The 16,268-nt window shown below is 71.9% G+C and carries 13 protein-coding genes and 5 tRNA genes; 8 read left to right on the top strand and 10 right to left on the bottom strand.

The window, feature by feature from the left end; all coding sequences use genetic code 11:
• Positions 1–7: 7 nt before the first annotated feature.
• The 10 genes from ACEZDE_RS27695 to ACEZDE_RS27650 form a co-directional block, all read right to left on the bottom strand.
• The gene (locus ACEZDE_RS27695; RefSeq protein ID WP_380541552.1) at positions 8–1,696 is read right to left on the bottom strand and encodes a hypothetical protein; all 1,689 of its coding nucleotides are present in this window, start codon (positions 1,694–1,696) and stop codon (positions 8–10) included.
• On the bottom strand, positions 1,693–2,421 hold the full coding sequence (locus tag ACEZDE_RS27690) for an ABC transporter ATP-binding protein (RefSeq protein ID WP_380541549.1): 729 nt from the start codon (positions 2,419–2,421) through the stop codon (positions 1,693–1,695). Before ACEZDE_RS27690 ends, ACEZDE_RS27695 begins: the two co-directional genes overlap by 4 nt.
• Positions 2,422–2,497: 76 nt before the next feature.
• A tRNA-Gln gene (locus ACEZDE_RS27685) sits at positions 2,498–2,569 on the bottom strand.
• Positions 2,570–2,696: 127 nt separating this feature from the next.
• Positions 2,697–2,769 (bottom strand) — tRNA-Glu (locus ACEZDE_RS27680).
• Positions 2,770–2,836: 67 nt separating this feature from the next.
• Positions 2,837–2,912: transfer RNA gene (locus tag ACEZDE_RS27675), tRNA-Glu, on the bottom strand.
• 38 nt (positions 2,913–2,950) lie between these two features.
• A tRNA-Glu gene (locus tag ACEZDE_RS27670) sits at positions 2,951–3,023 on the bottom strand.
• A gap of 11 nt (positions 3,024–3,034) precedes the next feature.
• Positions 3,035–3,106, bottom strand: a tRNA-Gln gene (locus tag ACEZDE_RS27665).
• A gap of 173 nt (positions 3,107–3,279) precedes the next feature.
• Positions 3,280–4,794 carry a glutamate--tRNA ligase gene (gene gltX / locus ACEZDE_RS27660; protein WP_380541546.1) on the bottom strand — a complete coding sequence of 505 codons (1,515 nt, stop codon included), beginning with the start codon at positions 4,792–4,794 and terminating at the stop codon, positions 3,280–3,282.
• Entirely contained in the window at positions 4,787–5,569 is a 783-nt protein-coding gene (locus tag ACEZDE_RS27655; protein ID WP_380541543.1) for a fumarylacetoacetate hydrolase family protein, read from the bottom strand. Before ACEZDE_RS27655 ends, gltX begins: the two co-directional genes overlap by 8 nt.
• 109 nt (positions 5,570–5,678) lie before the next feature.
• Positions 5,679–5,879 (bottom strand): hypothetical protein, encoded by a 201-nt coding sequence (locus tag ACEZDE_RS27650; protein ID WP_380541540.1) that lies wholly within the window; start codon positions 5,877–5,879, stop codon positions 5,679–5,681.
• 532 nt (positions 5,880–6,411) lie between these two features.
• Between ACEZDE_RS27650 and ACEZDE_RS27645 the strand changes: the two genes are divergently transcribed.
• The 8 genes from ACEZDE_RS27645 to ACEZDE_RS27610 form a co-directional block, all read left to right on the top strand.
• A complete protein-coding gene (locus ACEZDE_RS27645) occupies positions 6,412–9,963 on the top strand; it encodes a sensor histidine kinase (RefSeq protein WP_380541537.1) in 3,552 nt (1,183 codons plus the stop codon).
• Between the two features lie 5 nt (positions 9,964–9,968).
• Positions 9,969–10,391 carry a roadblock/LC7 domain-containing protein gene (locus tag ACEZDE_RS27640; RefSeq protein ID WP_034090093.1) on the top strand — a complete coding sequence of 141 codons (423 nt, stop codon included), beginning with the start codon at positions 9,969–9,971 and terminating at the stop codon, positions 10,389–10,391.
• A gap of 85 nt (positions 10,392–10,476) precedes the next feature.
• On the top strand, positions 10,477–10,902 hold the full coding sequence (locus ACEZDE_RS27635) for a DUF742 domain-containing protein (protein ID WP_380541534.1): 426 nt from the start codon (positions 10,477–10,479) through the stop codon (positions 10,900–10,902).
• Positions 10,883–11,494, top strand: a complete 612-nt coding sequence (locus ACEZDE_RS27630; RefSeq protein WP_380541531.1) for a GTP-binding protein — start codon at positions 10,883–10,885, stop codon at positions 11,492–11,494. The genes ACEZDE_RS27635 and ACEZDE_RS27630 overlap by 20 nt, the downstream gene beginning before the upstream one ends.
• A gap of 289 nt (positions 11,495–11,783) precedes the next feature.
• Positions 11,784–14,792: a sensor histidine kinase gene (locus tag ACEZDE_RS27625; RefSeq protein WP_380541528.1), complete on the top strand. Its 3,009-nt coding sequence runs from the start codon at positions 11,784–11,786 to the stop codon at positions 14,790–14,792.
• An 11-nt stretch (positions 14,793–14,803) separates the two neighbouring features.
• On the top strand, positions 14,804–15,217 hold the full coding sequence (locus tag ACEZDE_RS27620; protein ID WP_370084116.1) for a roadblock/LC7 domain-containing protein: 414 nt from the start codon (positions 14,804–14,806) through the stop codon (positions 15,215–15,217).
• 81 nt (positions 15,218–15,298) lie between these two features.
• Positions 15,299–15,958: a DUF742 domain-containing protein gene (locus ACEZDE_RS27615; RefSeq protein ID WP_380541526.1), complete on the top strand. Its 660-nt coding sequence runs from the start codon at positions 15,299–15,301 to the stop codon at positions 15,956–15,958.
• A partial coding sequence (locus ACEZDE_RS27610; RefSeq protein ID WP_380541523.1) for a GTP-binding protein occupies positions 15,939–16,268 on the top strand: 330 nt, incomplete at its 3' end. The genes ACEZDE_RS27615 and ACEZDE_RS27610, both read left to right, overlap by 20 nt.

The raw sequence follows: 16,268 nt of genomic DNA, 5'->3' as shown, positions 1-16,268 counted from the left end.
GGCCGGGTCAGTCCTTGGGGCGGTGCCGGCCGGAGAGGGTCAGCGCCCGCTGGTAGGCCCAGTAGAGCAGCACCCCGGCGAACAGCAGGCACCACAGCACCCCGGTCACCGGGCTGGGGCCGTGGCCGAGGCCCAGCGCCAGCGCCATCGACGGGACCAGCACCACGGGACCGGCCGCGTACCAGGCCAGGAAGATGAACGGGCCCATGCTGCCCATCCCGGTCGGGCTGTACATCAGCTCCACCCGGGACGGCCCGCGGCAGGCGTTCACCATCGCCGCGGCGGTCAGCGGCAGCGCTGCCACCGGGGCCAGCCACACCGCGGGACCGGCGCCGAGCAGCACCGCGACGCCCGCGCCGACCGCCGCCAGCAGCGCACTGGCCAGCGCGGGCAGCACGGCGTGCCGGAGCATCAGTTCGCCGTAGGGGTAAGGGGACCAGCCCGCCCGGCGCGGGTCGTCGGCCTCGACCCGGGCCGGCTCGGCGAGCTGGGTCGCAGACAGGTAGCCGAAGCAGACCGCGACCGCGGTCAGCAGCAGCCGGTCGATCCCGCTGGCCGCCGAGGCCGCGGGCACCAGCAGTAGCGCAGGCACCGAGAACAGCACCGCGCGGCCGATCCGGGACGGCGCGCGCAGCAGCGCGGTGGCGTCCCGCCAGGGGACGGCCAGCCAGGCCCGGCTGGGCGGCGGGATCCGCAGCCGGGCCCGGCGGCTGCGCTGCTCGGACTGCGCCAGCACCATCCGGGCCGACCGCAGCTCGGCGGTGCGCAGCGCGGCGGCCACCCCGGCCGCGGTCCTGGCCCGCTGCCGCAGGCTGCCGAGCCGGATACCGGCCGCGCCCCGGTAGGCCAGCACCATCGCGACCAGGGTCAGCGCCACCAGCGGGATCGCCGCCAGCGCGCCGCCGTGCACCGCGGCGCTGCTGGGCACCAGCCCGACCAGCGCGGCCCAGCCCCAGGGCCCGGACCAGAGTTCGGCGGTGCGCAGCGCGCCGAAGTCGTGGCCGGTCCAGCCGAGCACGCTCTGCGCCGCCAGCAGCAGCACCAGCACCGCGACGAACGGGGTGGCCCGGCGGACGAAGCGGGCCGCCCCGGCGTAGCGCTCGACCGCCACCCCGCAGCAGGTCGCCAGCAGCGGGACGCAGACCCCGCCGACCAGGGCCCAGCCGAAGGCCGGCAGGAAGCCCGCCTTGTCGACCAGGCCGAGCGCGACCCCGGCCCCGGCCGCCGCCAGCAGCCCCGGCACCAGCGCGATCGCGCAGGAGACCCAGAACCAGGGCCGCAGCACCGGGCCCGGCCGGACCGGCTGGCTCAGCAGCCAGTCCACGGTGGCCCGCGGCGCCACCACCGGGCCGCGCCACAGCGCGTCCCTGGCGACGACCAGGATCAGGCCGAGGCTGACCGCGCAGACCCCGGCCGGCAGCGCGGCCAGCAGCTGGGTGTCGTGGCCGGTGTAGTCGGCGCCCATCGAGGCGTTGGCGAACGCGCCGAGCGAGAACATCCCGCCCCAGGCCAGCACCAGCATCATGCCGACGTAGACGGTGTAGCCGATCTGGCCGGCCCGGGACCGGCGGTGCGGGGCGCGCAGGGCGCGCAGCAGGGCCAGGGTGTCGTCGGTCCAGTCGGTCCACGGCTCCGGCTCGGCCGGCAGCTCCTGCTGCGGCGGGTCGCCCGGGGAGGCTTCGTCGGCGAGGCTCACCGCGCGCTCCCCGCGGCCAGCCCGGGGAACGCGGTGGGCAGGACGGCCTCCGGGGCGCCCTGCGCCAGCAGCACGCCGTCCTCCAGCAGGATCACCCGGTCGGCGACGTGCAGCGCCAGGTCCGGGTGGTGGGTGGCGAACAGCACCGCGACGCCGTCGGCGAGTTCGGCCTTGAGCAGGTCGGCCAGGCGCTGCCGGGCGCCGGGGTCGAGCCGCTGCTCCGGCTCGTCCAGGATCAGCAGGTCGCGCGGGCGGACCAGGGCGCAGGCCAGCAGCAGCGACTGGAGCTGGCCCGAGGAGAGCGAGTTGGGCAGCGCCTCGGCGTGCTCGGCCAGGCCGCGGTCGGCGAGGGCGCGGTCGACCCAGGTCAGCGGCTCCTCCACGCCGTGCGAGACGGCGACCAGGGCCAGGTGCTCACGGACCGTCAGATCCGGGTAGCAGGCCGAGAGGTCGCCGACCACGGCGAGCCTGGCCCGGACCCGGGGGTCGTTCTCGTCCAGGGGCGCGCCGTCGAGCCGCACCGTGCCGCTGGTGGGGGTGTCCCGGCCGGCCGCGAGGCGCAGCAGCGTCGACTTGCCGGAGCCGTTGTGGCCGACCAGGGCGACGCACTCGCCCGCGGCGAGGTCGAGGTCGATCGGATGCAGCGCCACCCGGCCGCCGTAGTGGCGGCTGACCTGACGCAGCGCCAGCAGGGACGGACGTGCGACCTTCTTGCCCTTAGCCATGCGCGCTGCCGGCCTCTCAAAACACGAAAAGGCCCTCTCGGGCCTTCACTTTGCTTGCCACACTGGCTTGTTGCTGCTGGGGTACCAGGACTCGAACCTAGACTAAGTGAACCAGAATCACTCGTGCTGCCAATTACACCATACCCCAAGGAAAATCCACCGTTCCCGGTGGCTGCTCCAGGGAGAACAGTACCTGATCAGCGACATGATCCCTAACACCGCTGGGCGGTGAAGCGCGACAGGCCCCCGGCCTGAGCCGGGGGCCTGTCGTCACGTACCCCCGACCGGATTCGAACCGGCGCTACTGCCGTGAGAGGGCAGCGTGCTAGGCCGCTACACAACGGGGGCAAGCTTTTGGTGATCCTGCTTCGTCGCCTCGGGGAGTCGTTCGACCCGATGGTGAGGGTGGAGGATCTGGTACCCCCGACCGGATTCGAACCGGCGCTACTGCCGTGAGAGGGCAGCGTGCTAGGCCGCTACACAACGGGGGCTTGTCGTACTGCTGTTACTTCCACCTGCGGTTACTGCGTACCCCCGACCGGATTCGAACCGGCGCTACTGCCGTGAGAGGGCAGCGTGCTAGGCCGCTACACAACGGGGGCGAGATCTTACGCTGGGGTACCAGGACTCGAACCTAGACTAAATGAACCAGAATCACTCGTGCTGCCAATTACACCATACCCCATCGGCCTGTCCAGGTGATCTTGGTGAGAGTTTCTGGTTCTCTCCCCGTCCCTCCCGGGCGGCGCAACAAGAAGAACATTACCTGATGGCGGGCATCGCACCAAAATCGATAAAGGGGGCCTGCTCCGGGCGTCGGACGCGCGGAGCAGGCCCCCTTCTCTCCCGGGGCCGCGGTCAGCCCGCCGTCCGCTCCAGCGCCGCGTGCAGGCGGCGCAGGGTCTCGTCCCGGCCGAGCAGTTCCATCGACTCGAACAGCGGCGGGGAGATCCGGCGGCCGGTGACCGCCACCCGCAGCGGAGTGAAGGCGAACTTGGGCTTGATGCCCAGGCCCTCGACCAGCGCGGTGCGCAGCGCGGCCTGGATGTCGTCGGGGTCGAAGCCCTCCAGCGCGTCCAGCGCGGCGATGCTGGCGGTCAGCACCGGGGCGGCGTCGGCGGTGAGCACCTTCTCCGCGTCGGCCGGGTCGAGGGCGAAGTCCTCGGGGGCGACGAAGAGGAAGCCGAGCATCCCGGAGACCTCGCCGAGCACCACCATCCGCTCCTGGGTCAGCGGCGCGGCGGCGATCAGCAGGTCGAGCTGGGCGTCGGTCGGCCCCTCGGCCGCGAAGTGGCCCGAGGCGACCAGGTACGGGACCAGCCGGCGGACGAACTCGGCCGGGGCCAGAGCACGCAAGTGCTCGGCGTTGATCGCCTCGGCCTTCTTCAGGTCGAAGCGGGCCGGGTTGGCGTTGACCTTGCCGATGTCGAAGGCCGCGACCATCTCGTCCATGGAGAAGCGGTCCCGGTCCTCGGCCAGCGACCAGCCCAGCAGCGCCAGGTAGTTGAGCAGGCCCTCGGGCAGGAAGCCGCGCTCGCGGTAGAGGTTGAGCGAGGCCTCGGGGTCACGCTTGGACAGCTTCTTGTTGCCCTCGCCCATGACATAGGGGAGGTGTCCGAACTGCGGGGCCGGGCCGGTGGCCACGCCGATCTCGGCGAGCGCGGCGTAGAGCGCGATCTGCCGCGGGGTGGAGGAGAGCAGGTCCTCGCCGCGGAGCACGTGGGTGATCCCCATCAGTGCGTCGTCCACCGGGTTGACCAGGGTGTAGAGGGGTGCGCCGTTGGCCCGGACGATGCCGTAGTCGGGCACGTTGTCCGGGGTGAAGGTCAGCTCGCCGCGGACCAGGTCGGTGAAGGTGATCGCGCCGTCCGGCATCCGGAAGCGGACAATCGGCGCGCGGCCCTCCGCCTCGTACCCGGCGACCTGCTCCGCGGTCAGCGCGCGGCAGTGGCCGTCGTAGCCGGACGGCTTGCCCGCGGCGCGGGCGGCGGCGCGGCGGGCGTCCAGCTCCTCGGTGGAGCAGTAGCAGCGGTAGGCGTGGCCGGCCGCGAGCAGCTTGGCGGCGACGTCGGCGTAGAGGTCCATCCGCTGCGACTGCCGGTACGGCGCGTGCGGTCCTCCGACCTCGGGGCCCTCGTCCCAGTCGAAGCCGAGCCAGCGCATGGCGTCGAGCAGCTGGTTGTAGGAGTCCTCGGAGTCGCGGGCCGCGTCGGTGTCCTCGATCCGGAAGACCAGCGTGCCGCCGTGGTGGCGGGCGAAGGCCCAGTTGAAGAGGGCGGTGCGGACCAGGCCGACGTGCGGGTTCCCGGTCGGGGAGGGGCAGAAGCGGACCCGTACGGCCGGGTCGAGCTCGGTGGGGGCGGTGTTAGCCACGCTTGATCACCCTGTTGCTGAGAGTGCCGATGCCTTCGATGGAGACGGCGACCTCGTCGCCGACGTTCAGGGGTCCGACGCCCGCGGGCGTGCCGGTGAGGACGACGTCCCCGGGGAGCAGGGTCATCGCCTCGGTGATGTGCACGATCAGCTCGCCGACCGAGCGGATCATCTGCGAGGTGCGCCCGGCCTGCCGCAGCTCGCCGTTGACGGTGCAGGTGACGGCCAGGTCGGCCGGGTCGAGGTCGGTCTCGATCCACGGGCCGAGCGGGCAGGAGGTGTCGAAGCCCTTGGCGCGGGCCCACTGGCCCTCGCGCTGCTGCACGTCGCGCGCGGTGACGTCGTTGGCGCAGGTGTAGCCGAAGACCACCTCGGGGACCCGCTCCAGCGGGACCTCGCGGCACATCCGGCCGATCACCACGGCCAGTTCCGCCTCGTACTGGACGTCGCTGGAGAACGGCGGGTAGGCGATGTTCTCAGTGGGGCCGACGACCGCGGTGGAGGGCTTGAAGAAGGTGAGCGGCACCTCGGGCACCTCGTGGCCCAGCTCGGCGGCGTGCGCGGCGTAGTTGCGGCCGACCGCGACGATCTTGTTGGGCAGCATCGGCGGCAGCAGCCGGACGTCCTTCACCGGCAGTACCTGGCCGGTGGGCTGCAGTTCGCCGAACGGGTGACCGGAGAGGACGTGCAGGGTCAGCGCCTCGGGCTGGGCGGCGTCGCCCTCGACGACGCCGAAGGAAACGGTCCCCTCGCTGGAAAACCTGGCGATACGCACGTGTTGCCGTCCCCTCGGACTCGCTGGCTGGTGGAGCACGGCCAGCCTATCCGCAGGCACGGCGCGGGCCCTGCCGGATATCCCCGGCAGGGCCCGTGTCCGGAATCGTTCAGACCGTTCCGGCGACGGCCTCCCGCTCCGGTGCCACCATGAGGTTGGTGCGCCGCGGGTTCGCGGTCTGCCGGGGCAGCTCGGCCGGGGCGGCGGCGGAGCTGTGCGGGGCGGGCGCCCCGTCGGCGGGCAGGGAGGCGAGAGTCGTCCGGCGCGGGTTGGCGGTCGGACGGAAGCTCATCGTCGTCTTGGAGGACACGCGGACTACCTCACAGGGGGCAGAGGGGTGCGGACAGGTTGCGTATCAGGATCTCATTCCACATCCGGACCATCTCGCACTACCCACCCTCCTGTGATTTTGGTCACTTATGTGGGGGTGAGTTCCGACAGTTACGACATTGTGGCCTGTCCGAAAAGTCCGACAACTTACGCAGACCGGACAAAATCATCACAGGGCGTCACCTGCCCTGGCGTGCGCGGATCGGCCGCCTGTCCGAAAGGTGCAGTATTCCGGGGGCCATTTCGCACAGCCTGTCAAGAGGGCGATGCGGAGAGTAGCGGAAGCGGCTACCCTGTGTCGCCCCTTGTTGCTGGTCCGGCACTGTGCTGAAATTCCACGGACCGCCGGAGGCCACCCCTCCACTGCGCCACTGCCGGCGCCGGGGCCCACTCCACAGGCGGCACACGGGCACTCAACAGGGTCCAGATCAGGATCCATGCCCGCCCGAAACTCGACACCGTCCTGTCCGCGTTCTCGCGGGGGGGCGCCTGGTCCAGAGGTTGCGACGCTAGTGCAGGGACGTATCAAGAGGGGTGGCGGCGGCCCGGGCGACCCGGCGGACCGCGAAGCGGCCGTTCGCCGGCAGTCATCGGCGACGCCCCCGAACGACACCGGTCGGGACGGCGCGACGGACAGCCGGCAGAAGTCGGCGGACGCCGCGAAGGCCCGAATAGGACGCCTCGCCCCGAAGCGGGTCTCCGGCGCGAAGCGCTACGCCCTGAGCAACTGGCGTATCCGGACCCGTCTGCTGGCGCTGCTGGTGCTGCCCGTCGCAGCCGCCATCGTGCTCGGCGGGTTCCGGATCCAGACCTCGCTGGAGACCCAGAACCAGCTGACCAAGGTCGCCCAGCTCGGTGACGTGGCGCAGTCGGCGACCGAACTCGCGACCGCGCTGGAGACCGAGCGCGACGCGATGGCCGGCACGATCACCTACAACGGTGACAGCAGCGACGACACCATCGTGCACGACCAGAAGACCACCACCACGAAGATGACCGCGTTCACCAAGCTGACCGAGCAGCTGACGCTGGCCAACCTGCCCGGCCACGGCGCGGACATCCTCGACATCAACACCAAGCTCAACACCCTGCAGTCGGTCCGCGAGAACGCGTTCGCGCAGGTCGGCGGCTCCGACGCGCAGGCGCTGGCCTCGGTCAACGCCTACGAGAACCTGATCCAGCCGCTGCTGGCGCTCTCCCAGGACCTGGCCCTCGCCTCCAGCAACACCGAACTGGTCCAGGCGACCCGTTCGCTGCAGGAGTTCTCCAAGTGGAAGGACGACCAGTCGGTCATCCGCGCGGTGGTCTCGGCGGGTCTGGCCAGCTCCCAGAAGTCGGTCAAGGGCGGCGGTCCGGCCACCTCGCTGAGCGCCGACGACCGGGCGTACACCGCCTCGGCCTTCAACAACGCCAAGAGCACCAAGACCACCTTCGACCGCCTCTACGGCTCCGGCGCCGCGGCCCTGGAAGGCGCCTGGACCAGCAACATCCAGATCACCCGCGCCAAGGAGCTGGTCTCCAACATCACTGCCGCGCAGACCGGCTGGGGCAGCAACGAGGCCCCGCCGTCCTTCACCACCTGGGACGGCCTGGCGACCGCCCAGATCACCGCGATGACCAGTGACGAGTCGATCCTGGTCGAGCAGCTCAACGCCAAGGTGAAGGCCCTCAAGGACCAGGCCCAGCAGGACGTGATCCTGAACGCGGCGCTGATCGCCCTGGTCCTGCTGGTCGCCGTGATCGGCGCCGCCATCGTGGCCCGCTCCATGGTGCGCACCCTGAGCACGCTGCAGTCCGCCGCCGAGGACGTCGCCGAGCACCGGCTGCCCGAACTGGTCCGGGTGCTCTCCGAGTCGGACCCGCAGGACGTCGACACCTCGGTCGAGCCGATCGGCATCAACACCACCGACGAGATCGGCCACGTGGCCCGCGCGTTCGACCAGGTCCACGCGCAGGCGGTGCGCCTGGCCGCCGAGCAGGCCCTGCTCCGAGGCAACATCAACGCGATGTTCACCAACCTCTCGCGCCGCTCGCAGGGCCTGATCCAGCGTCAGCTGTCGATGATCTCCGAGCTGGAGAGCCGCGAGGCCGACCCGGACCAGCTGGCCAGCCTCTTCAAGCTGGACCACCTGGCCACCCGTATGCGCCGTAACGGCGAGAACCTCCTGGTCCTCGCCGGTGAGGACCCGGGCCGCCGGTGGACCCGCCCGGTCCCGCTGGTCGACGTGCTCCGCGCCGCCGCCTCCGAGGTGGAGCAGTACGAGCGGATCGAACTGGCCTCGGTGCCCACCGCGGACGTGGCCGGACGCGTCGTCAACGACCTCGTCCACCTGCTCGCCGAGCTGCTGGAGAACGCCACGTCGTTCTCCAGCCCGCAGACCAGGGTCCGGGTCACCGGGCACGCCCTGCCGGACGGCCGGGTGCTGGTGGAGATCCACGACACCGGCATCGGCCTCTCCCCCGACGACCTGGCCGAGATCAACGAGCGCCTCGCCAACCCCCCGGTGGTGGACGTCTCCGTCTCCCGCCGGATGGGCCTGTTCGTGGTCGGTCGGCTCTCGCTCCGCCACGGCATCCGGATCCAGCTCCGCCCCAGCGACTCCGGCGGCACCACCGCGCTGGTCATGCTGCCGGTGGACGTCACCAACGCGGCCGAGCGCCGCGGCGGCGCCACCCCGGGCCAGGCGGGCCAGCAGCGCCCGCAGGGGCCCGGCCAGCAGGGCGCGATGCAGGGCTCGCCGCAGGGCGCCCCGCCGGTCCGCGGTCCGCAGCAGCGCGGCGCGATGCCGCAGGCCCCCGGCCGTACCCCGCTGAGCGGCGGCCCCGGCGGCGACCCGCGGCCCTCGCTGCCGCCGCAGCAGTCCGAGCAGGCCGGCCTCCCGCGCCGGGACACCGCGCCCGGCCTGCCCCAGGGCTCCTCGCCGATGGGCGGACCCCGCGGCCCGCAGCAGGGCGGCCAGCCCGGCGGCCCGCGCCAGCCGCAGGCCCCCGCACCGCAGCAGCCGATGCAGGCCCAGGCCCCGACCGGTCCGCAGCAGAGCCCGCGGCAGCAGCCGGCCGCCCCGCTGGACGAGCGCCAGCTGTGGGCCGAGCAGCCCCAGCACGGCTCCCCCGCGCCCGGACGCCCGCAGCCCGCGGACGCCCTGGACAGCACCGCGCAGTTCGCCCGGCCGCACTTCGACGAGGAGCCGGCCCGGCCGCTGCCGCCGCGTCCGGCCCCGCAGCAGGCCTCGCAGGGCTACACCCCGCAGATGCCCCCGCTGCCGCAGCAGCCCATGCCGCAGCAGCCGATGGCCCCGCAGCAGCCCCAGCAGGTCCGGCCGCCGCAGCAGCCGATGCCGCAGCAGCAGCCGATGGCCCTGCCGTCGGCCCCGCAGGACCCGGCGAACCACCCGCTGACCCGGGCCCTGCCGCCGGCCGAGGCCGGAGCCGGCAGCTCGCCGATCTTCGAGGCGATGGAGTCCAACTGGTTCCGCAGCGGACGGGCCGACCGGATGCGCGCCGTGCAGGTCTACGGCGCCTCCGCGAACCCCGCCGAAGGCCAGGCCCAGGGCCAGCCGCCGCAGCGGGGGCAGCAGCCCGCGCCGCAGCGGCCGCAGCCGTACCAGCCACAGCGCCCGTCCACCTCGGCCGTTCCGGCGCCGGGGGCGCAGCAGGAGCAGTCGCTGTTCGGTGCTCCCCCGCAGCGCCCGATGCCGCAGCGCGGCGTTCCCGACGGTGCGTCCGCTCCGGCGGGCGGCGCCAGCCCGTGGCGTGCCTCGGCCAACGACGAGGTGTGGCGCAGGGCCGAGCAGGTGCGCGAGCCCAGCGCGGGCGGCGTGCTGCCGTCCGGTCTGCCGCGCCGGGTGCCGCAGGCCAACCTGGTCCCCGGCACCGCCGAGTCCGCCCCCGCCGAGGGCCCGCAGGCCCAGGTGTCACGCTCGCCCGAGGAGGTCCGGGGCCGGCTCACCAACCTGCGCCGCGGCATCCAGCAGGGCCGCCAGGCAGGAAGTGACCCCCACCACCAGGCCGACCAGCCGAACCAGCGCAGTGGCCCGTACGGCAGCAACCCCCAGGAGCGTTGAGTCAGATGAGCCAGATGTCCCAAGCGGCACACAATCTGAACTGGTTGATCACCAACTTCGTGGACAACACCCCCGGGGTGTCGCACACGGTGGTGGTCTCCGCCGACGGCCTCCTGCTCGCCATGTCCGAGGGCTTCCCCCGGGACCGTGCCGACCAGCTCGCCGCCGTGGCCTCCGGGCTGACCTCGCTCACCCAGGGCGCCTCGCGCATCTTCGAAGGCGGCCGGGTCACCCAGACCGTGGTCGAGATGGAACGCGGCTTCCTGTTCATCATGGCCGTCTCCGACGGCTCCTCCCTCGCCGTCCTCGCCTCACCCGACAGCGACATCGGCCTGGTCGGCTACGAAATGGCCCTCCTGGTCGACCGCGCGGGCGACGTCCTGACCCCGGCCCTGCGGGCCGAGCTGCAGGGCAGCCTGCTCCACTGATCCGCGCCACCGCACCACACCCTCACCGCACCACCATCCAGCCGCGGAGTGGCACGACGGACCGCTGCAGCTCAAAGGAGGACAGATGACCCCGCCCCAAGGCTCCACCGGTCCGTACGGCAACGCGTACGGCAGCGGCGGTTCGCACGCCAGTGCGCAGAACCCCGCGAGACAGCCGCTGGTCCGGCCGTACGCGATGACCGGAGGGCGGACCCGTCCGCGCTACCAGCTCGCGATCGAGGCGCTGATCTCCACCACGGCGCAGGCCGACCGGGCCGGGTCGCTGCTCCCCGAGCACGCCCGGATCGTCCAACTGTGCCGCGAGGTCAAGTCCGTGGCGGAGGTGTCGGCCCTGGTGCCGATGCCGCTCGGGGTGGCCCGCATCCTCGTCGCCGACCTCGCCGAAGCAGGCCTGGTCGCGATCCACCAACCGGCCGCCGCCTCCGAGACCGGCGGGACACCGGACGTCACACTGCTCGAAAGGGTGCTCAGTGGACTTCGCAAGCTCTAGGCCCGCGTCGCCCTTCGCCCCCGGGCCGCCCGAGCCCGCCCGGCGGGCCACCACCTCGGCCAAGATCGTCGTGGCCGGCGGCTTCGGCGTGGGCAAGACGACCCTGGTCGGCGCGGTCTCCGAGATCAACCCGCTGCGCACCGAGGCCGTGATGACCTCCGCCTCGGCCGGGATCGACGACCTGACCCACATCAGCGGGAAGACCACCACCACGGTGGCGATGGACTTCGGCCGGATCACCCTGGACGAGGACCTGATCCTCTACCTCTTCGGCACCCCCGGCCAGGACCGCTTCTGGTTCATGTGGGACGACCTGGTCCGCGGTGCCATCGGCGCCGTCGTCCTGGTCGACACCCGCCGCCTCGCCGACTGCTTCCCCGCCATCGACTACTTCGAGAACAGCGGCCTGCCCTTCGTCGTCGCCCTCAACGCCTTCGACGGCAACCAGACCCACAACCCCGAAGAAGTCCGCGAAGCACTCCAACTCGGCCCCGACACCCCCGTCATCACCACCGACGCCCGCCGCCGCGACAGCGCCAAGTCCGCCCTGATCACCCTGGTCGAACACGCACTGCTGGCACGACTGCGCTAGATAACATTTCGACAGGCATTTCCTCCACGAGTTTCACCCCTTGTGAGCGGATGCGCACACAGTGTTCACCATTGTGAGGGCATTCGCCGCAGGTGGGGCTTTATGTCCCATTTATTGTCAGGATGCGGGTCCCCCAGGGGTGTTTGGCCCGCACAGCGCGCACGTGCTGAAATTCCAGCGATCCGCGCAGATCAGTAGCACGTCAGAAATGGCCGCCCGGCCGAGAGGTTGTTGTCGAGTGAGGCAGAAGAAGGCAGACCCCGGACCGCGGCAGGCCGTTCCCCTCCCCGTGGACGACGGAGGCTCCCGCTGGGGGCTCCGGCACTGGAGGGTGCCCACCCGGCTGACCGCCATCGTCCTCGTCCCGGTCATCACCGGGACCGCCTTCGCCGGGCTGCGCGTCAAGGACCAGCTGGACCTGGCCAGCGCCGCCGCTGCGAACGAGAAGGTCGCCGTGCTGGTGCGCGACGCCACCACGGTCGCGGACGACATGCAGACCGAGCGCGACCTCGCGGTCATCCCGCAGATGCAGGGCATCCAGGACGACCCGCAGGTGCTGGCCGCGCGCAAGCAGACCAACGCCGACATCGGGGTGATGAACGCCGACGCCGCGAAGGTGAAGCCGGACCACCAGATCACCGCCGACCTGAGCACCTTCAACGACCAGGTCACCAAGAACCTCGGCGATCTGCGCAGCAAGGGCAACAACGTCCGCAGCACGACCTACGACCCGGTCGACACCGAGGTGCTGTACTCCAACATCTACCTGGGGCTGCTGGGCCTGGACAACGAGCTCGGCTTCGGCGACAAGAACATCAACAGCCGCGGCCGTGAGCTCTACACCCTGTCCCTGGGCAAGGAGTCCACCGCGACCGAGCGCAACCTGGTCACCATCGCGCTGATGTACGACAAGATGCCGGCCGACCTGTCGGTGGCGATCCAGGTCGCCAACCGGCTGACCGCGACCACCGTGGGCCAGTTCCAGCTCGCCGCCAATCCCGCGGACGCGGCGCTCTACAAGAGGACCGTCATCGGCCAGGACATCGACGCCCAGGAGAACACCCTGGTCGGCATGATGAACGCCAAGTCGCTGAAGCCCTCCGGCATCACCGCCGCGTCCTGGTACGCCACCGCCACCGTGCGCACCAAGCAGATCCGCAAGGTCGAGACGACCGTCACCGACCAGATCGTCGCCGACGCCAAGCAGGCGCAGAGCGACGCCAACCGGCAGGCGCTGACCATCACCGCCGAGGCGCTGGCGCTGATCCTGCTGGCCGGCATCCTGGTCTACCTGATGAGCCGCTCCATGGTCCGCGGGATGCGGACCCTGCGCGACAGCGCCCAGGACATCGCCGCCGAGCGGCTGCCCGACCTGGTCCGCAAGCTCTCCAAGACCGACCCCGAGCAGGTCGACACCACCGTCCGCCCGATCCCGCTGACCGGGCGGGACGAGATCGGCGAGGTGGCGCGGGCCTTCGACGACGTCCACCGCGAGGCGATCCGGCTGGCCTCCGAGCAGGCCCTGCTGCGGGGCAACGTCAACGCGATCTTCACCAACCTCTCGCGCCGCTCACAGGGCCTGATCGAACGCCAACTGGCGCTGATCACCGACCTGGAGAACAACGAGGCGGACCCGGACCAGCTGGAGAGCCTGTTCAAGCTGGACCACCTGGCCACCCGTATGCGCCGCAACGGCGAGAACCTGCTGGTCCTCGCGGGCGAGTCGGCCGGACGCGACTGGACCGACCCGATCCCGCTGGTGGACGTGCTCCGCGCGGCGGCCTCCGAGGTGGAGCAGTACGAGCGGATCGAGCTGAGCGGCATCCCGGAGACCGACGTGATCGGCCCCGCCGTCACCGACCTGGTGCACCTGCTCGCCGAGCTGCTGGAGAACGCCACCACCTTCTCCAGCCCGCAGACCCGGGTGAAGGTCACCGCGACCCGGCTGCCGGATCAGCGGGTGCTGGTCGAGATCCACGACAAGGGCATCGGCCTCACCGCCGAGGACTTCGCCGCGATCAACAGCAAGCTGGCCGACCCGCCGACCGTGGACGCCTCGGTCTCCCGGCAGATGGGCCTGTTCGTGGTCGGCCGGCTGGCCGAGCGGCACGGCATCCGGGTCCAGCTGCGCCCCTCCGGCGAGTCGGCCGGGACCACCTCGCTGGTGATGATCCCGGACCACCTCACCCAACTGCCGCGGATCACCGAGCCGGAGGAGCAGTTCACCGTCTCCCGGATCTACGGCGAGCCGGAGAACGGCACCTACTCCGACCCGGACAACCGCACCGCGAGCGAGCTGGGCTTCGACGACAGCCGCTACGACCGGCCCGCGGCCGAGATCGGCTCGGGACCGGACCTGATGCAGCGCACCATGCGGCTCGGCCAGCGCCGCGAGCAGGTGGCGCTGGAGCCCCCGACGCCGGAGCAGCCGCCGGTGCCGGAGCCCGCCCAGGCCCAGTTCGACGAGCAGTCCTACGTCCCCGAGTTCGACCAGCGGGCGTTCGACCAGGCCTTCGGCGGCCCGCAGCAGGGCGGCTACCCCGAGCCCGCTCCCGGCTACCCCGCCGCCGGCTACGACCAGCCCGGCGCCCACGACCCCTTCGCGCCCCAGGACCCGTACCCCGCGCAGGGGTACGGCGCCCAGCAGTACGGCGCGGAGCAGTACGGCCACGAGCAGTACCGGCAGTACCAGCCCGAATCCGAGCCCCAGTACGGCCACCCGTACTACTCGGAGCCCCAGCAGTCCGCACCCGCACCCGAGGCGCCCGTGGCCCCCCAGCCCCCCGCTCCCCGACCCGCCTCCACCACCCCGCCCGCGCTGCCGCAGCGGCCGACCCCCGCGCCCGCCCCGGCAGCCAACGACTTCGGCGCACTGCCCACCCGCCGTCCCGGCCAGGCCCTCGGCGGCGGACGGGCGATCGGCGACCGCGAGGCCGGCGAGCGTCCCAACTGGTTCACCGGCGCCCGCGAGGAGGGGGACCAGCACACCCCCGCCGAGCCGGCCGCTCCGGCGTACGCGCCCGCCGCGCCCGCGGAGCCGGCCACCGGGGGGACCACCCAGGCCGGGCTCCCGCGCCGGGTGCCCCGGCAGAACCTGCTCCCCGGCAACGTCGCGGAGCCCAGCAACGCAGGACCCGCCGTCTCCCCGCAGCTGTCCCGATCCCCCGAGGAGGTCCGCGGCCGGCTCACCAACCTGCGCCGCGGCATCCAGCAGGGACACAACGCGGGCGACGCACCCTCCCCCGACCAGCACGGCGGCGCCGACCTCTTCGGCAGCCCGAACCACCCGGAGCGTTAGCAGTGAGTCAGATGTCCCAGGCGGCACAGAACCTCAACTGGTTGATCACCAACTTCGTGGACAACACCCCCGGGGTGTCGCACACGGTGGTGGTCTCCGCCGACGGCCTCCTGCTCGCCATGTCCGAGGGCTTCCCCCGGGACCGTGCCGACCAGCTCGCCGCCGTGGCCTCCGGGCTGACCTCGCTCACCCAGGGCGCCTCGCGCATCTTCGAAGGCGGCCGGGTCACCCAGACCGTGGTCGAGATGGAACGCGGCTTCCTGTTCATCATGGCCGTCTCCGACGGCTCCTCCCTCGCCGTCCTCGCCTCACCCGACAGCGACATCGGCCTGGTCGGCTACGAAATGGCCCTCCTGGTCGACCGCGCCGGAACGGTACTCACCCCCGCACTCCGCGCGGAGCTCCAGGGCAGCCTGCTTCACTAGGGCCCCGCCCGTCCGCCCAGTTTCCGCCGCACCACCAGCAAGAGCCGCAACGCCCCTGTCGCTCCACTGTGAGGAGGAACCGTGACACCGCCCGAGGACCAGAACGGTCAGTACGGCACCGGCTATCCCGGTACAGGCCACGACGCGTTCGGTGGTCCGGGCGGCGGCGGTGGCTACCCGTCGGTGCCCGGATACTCCGGCAGCTACCAGGGCCATGACCAGGACCAGCGCCACGGCTATGGAAACCCCGCGTACCAGGACAACCCGTACGCCAACGGCGGCACCGCCAATCCGGCACCCAACGCCCCCACCACCAGCGGCACCGGCTCCGGCTACCCCAGCCGGCCCTCGTACGCGGACGACTGGAAGCACCAGCCGGTCCCCGAGGCCGAGCCGGACGAGGAGCCGCTGATCCGCCCGTACGCGATGACCGGCGGCCGGACCCGTCCGCGCTACCAGCTCGCGATCGAGGCCCTGGTCTCCACCACCGCCTCGCCGGAGCGGGTCGTCTCGCTGCTGCCCGAACACCAGCGCATCTGCAACCTCTGCCTGGACATCAAGTCCGTGGCGGAGATCTCCGCGCTGCTCTCCATGCCGCTCGGCGTGGCCCGCATCCTCGTCGCCGACCTCGCCGAATCCGGCCTGGTCGCGATTCACCAACCCGCCGCCGGAGGCGAATCCGGTGGCACGCCAGACGTGACACTGCTCGAAAGGGTGCTCAGTGGACTTCGCAAGCTCTAGGCCCGCTCCACCGGCGGCCACCGGAGCCCGCCGTACGACCACCTCGGCCAAGATCGTCGTGGCCGGCGGCTTCGGCGTGGGCAAGACGACCCTGGTCGGCGCGGTCTCCGAGATCAACCCGCTGCGCACCGAGGCCGTGATGACCTCCGCCTCGGCCGGGATCGACGACCTCAGCCATGTCGCCGACAAGACCACCACCACGGTGGCGATGGACTTCGGCCGGATCACCCTGGACGAGGACCTGATCCTCTACCTCTTCGGCACCCCCGGCCAGGACCGCTTCTGGTTCATGTGGGACGACCTGGTCCGC

Origin of the sequence: Streptacidiphilus cavernicola, from assembly GCF_042510955.1 — a bacterium.
Lineage (GTDB): Bacteria > Actinomycetota > Actinomycetes > Streptomycetales > Streptomycetaceae > Streptacidiphilus > Streptacidiphilus cavernicola.
Note: the sequence above shows the minus strand (reverse complement) of the source record. Positions and strands in the feature narration are given on the sequence as shown.

Coding starts and splice junctions, on each gene's coding strand:
- ACEZDE_RS27690 (WP_380541549.1), bottom strand. CDS start 2,421: ATGGCTAAGGGCAAGAAGGTCGCACGTCCGTCCCTGCTGGCGCTGCGT.
- ACEZDE_RS27640 (WP_034090093.1), top strand. CDS start 9,969: ATGAGCCAGATGTCCCAAGCGGCACACAATCTGAACTGGTTGATCACC.
- ACEZDE_RS27635 (WP_380541534.1), top strand. CDS start 10,477: ATGACCCCGCCCCAAGGCTCCACCGGTCCGTACGGCAACGCGTACGGC.
- ACEZDE_RS27620 (WP_370084116.1), top strand. CDS start 14,804: ATGTCCCAGGCGGCACAGAACCTCAACTGGTTGATCACCAACTTCGTG.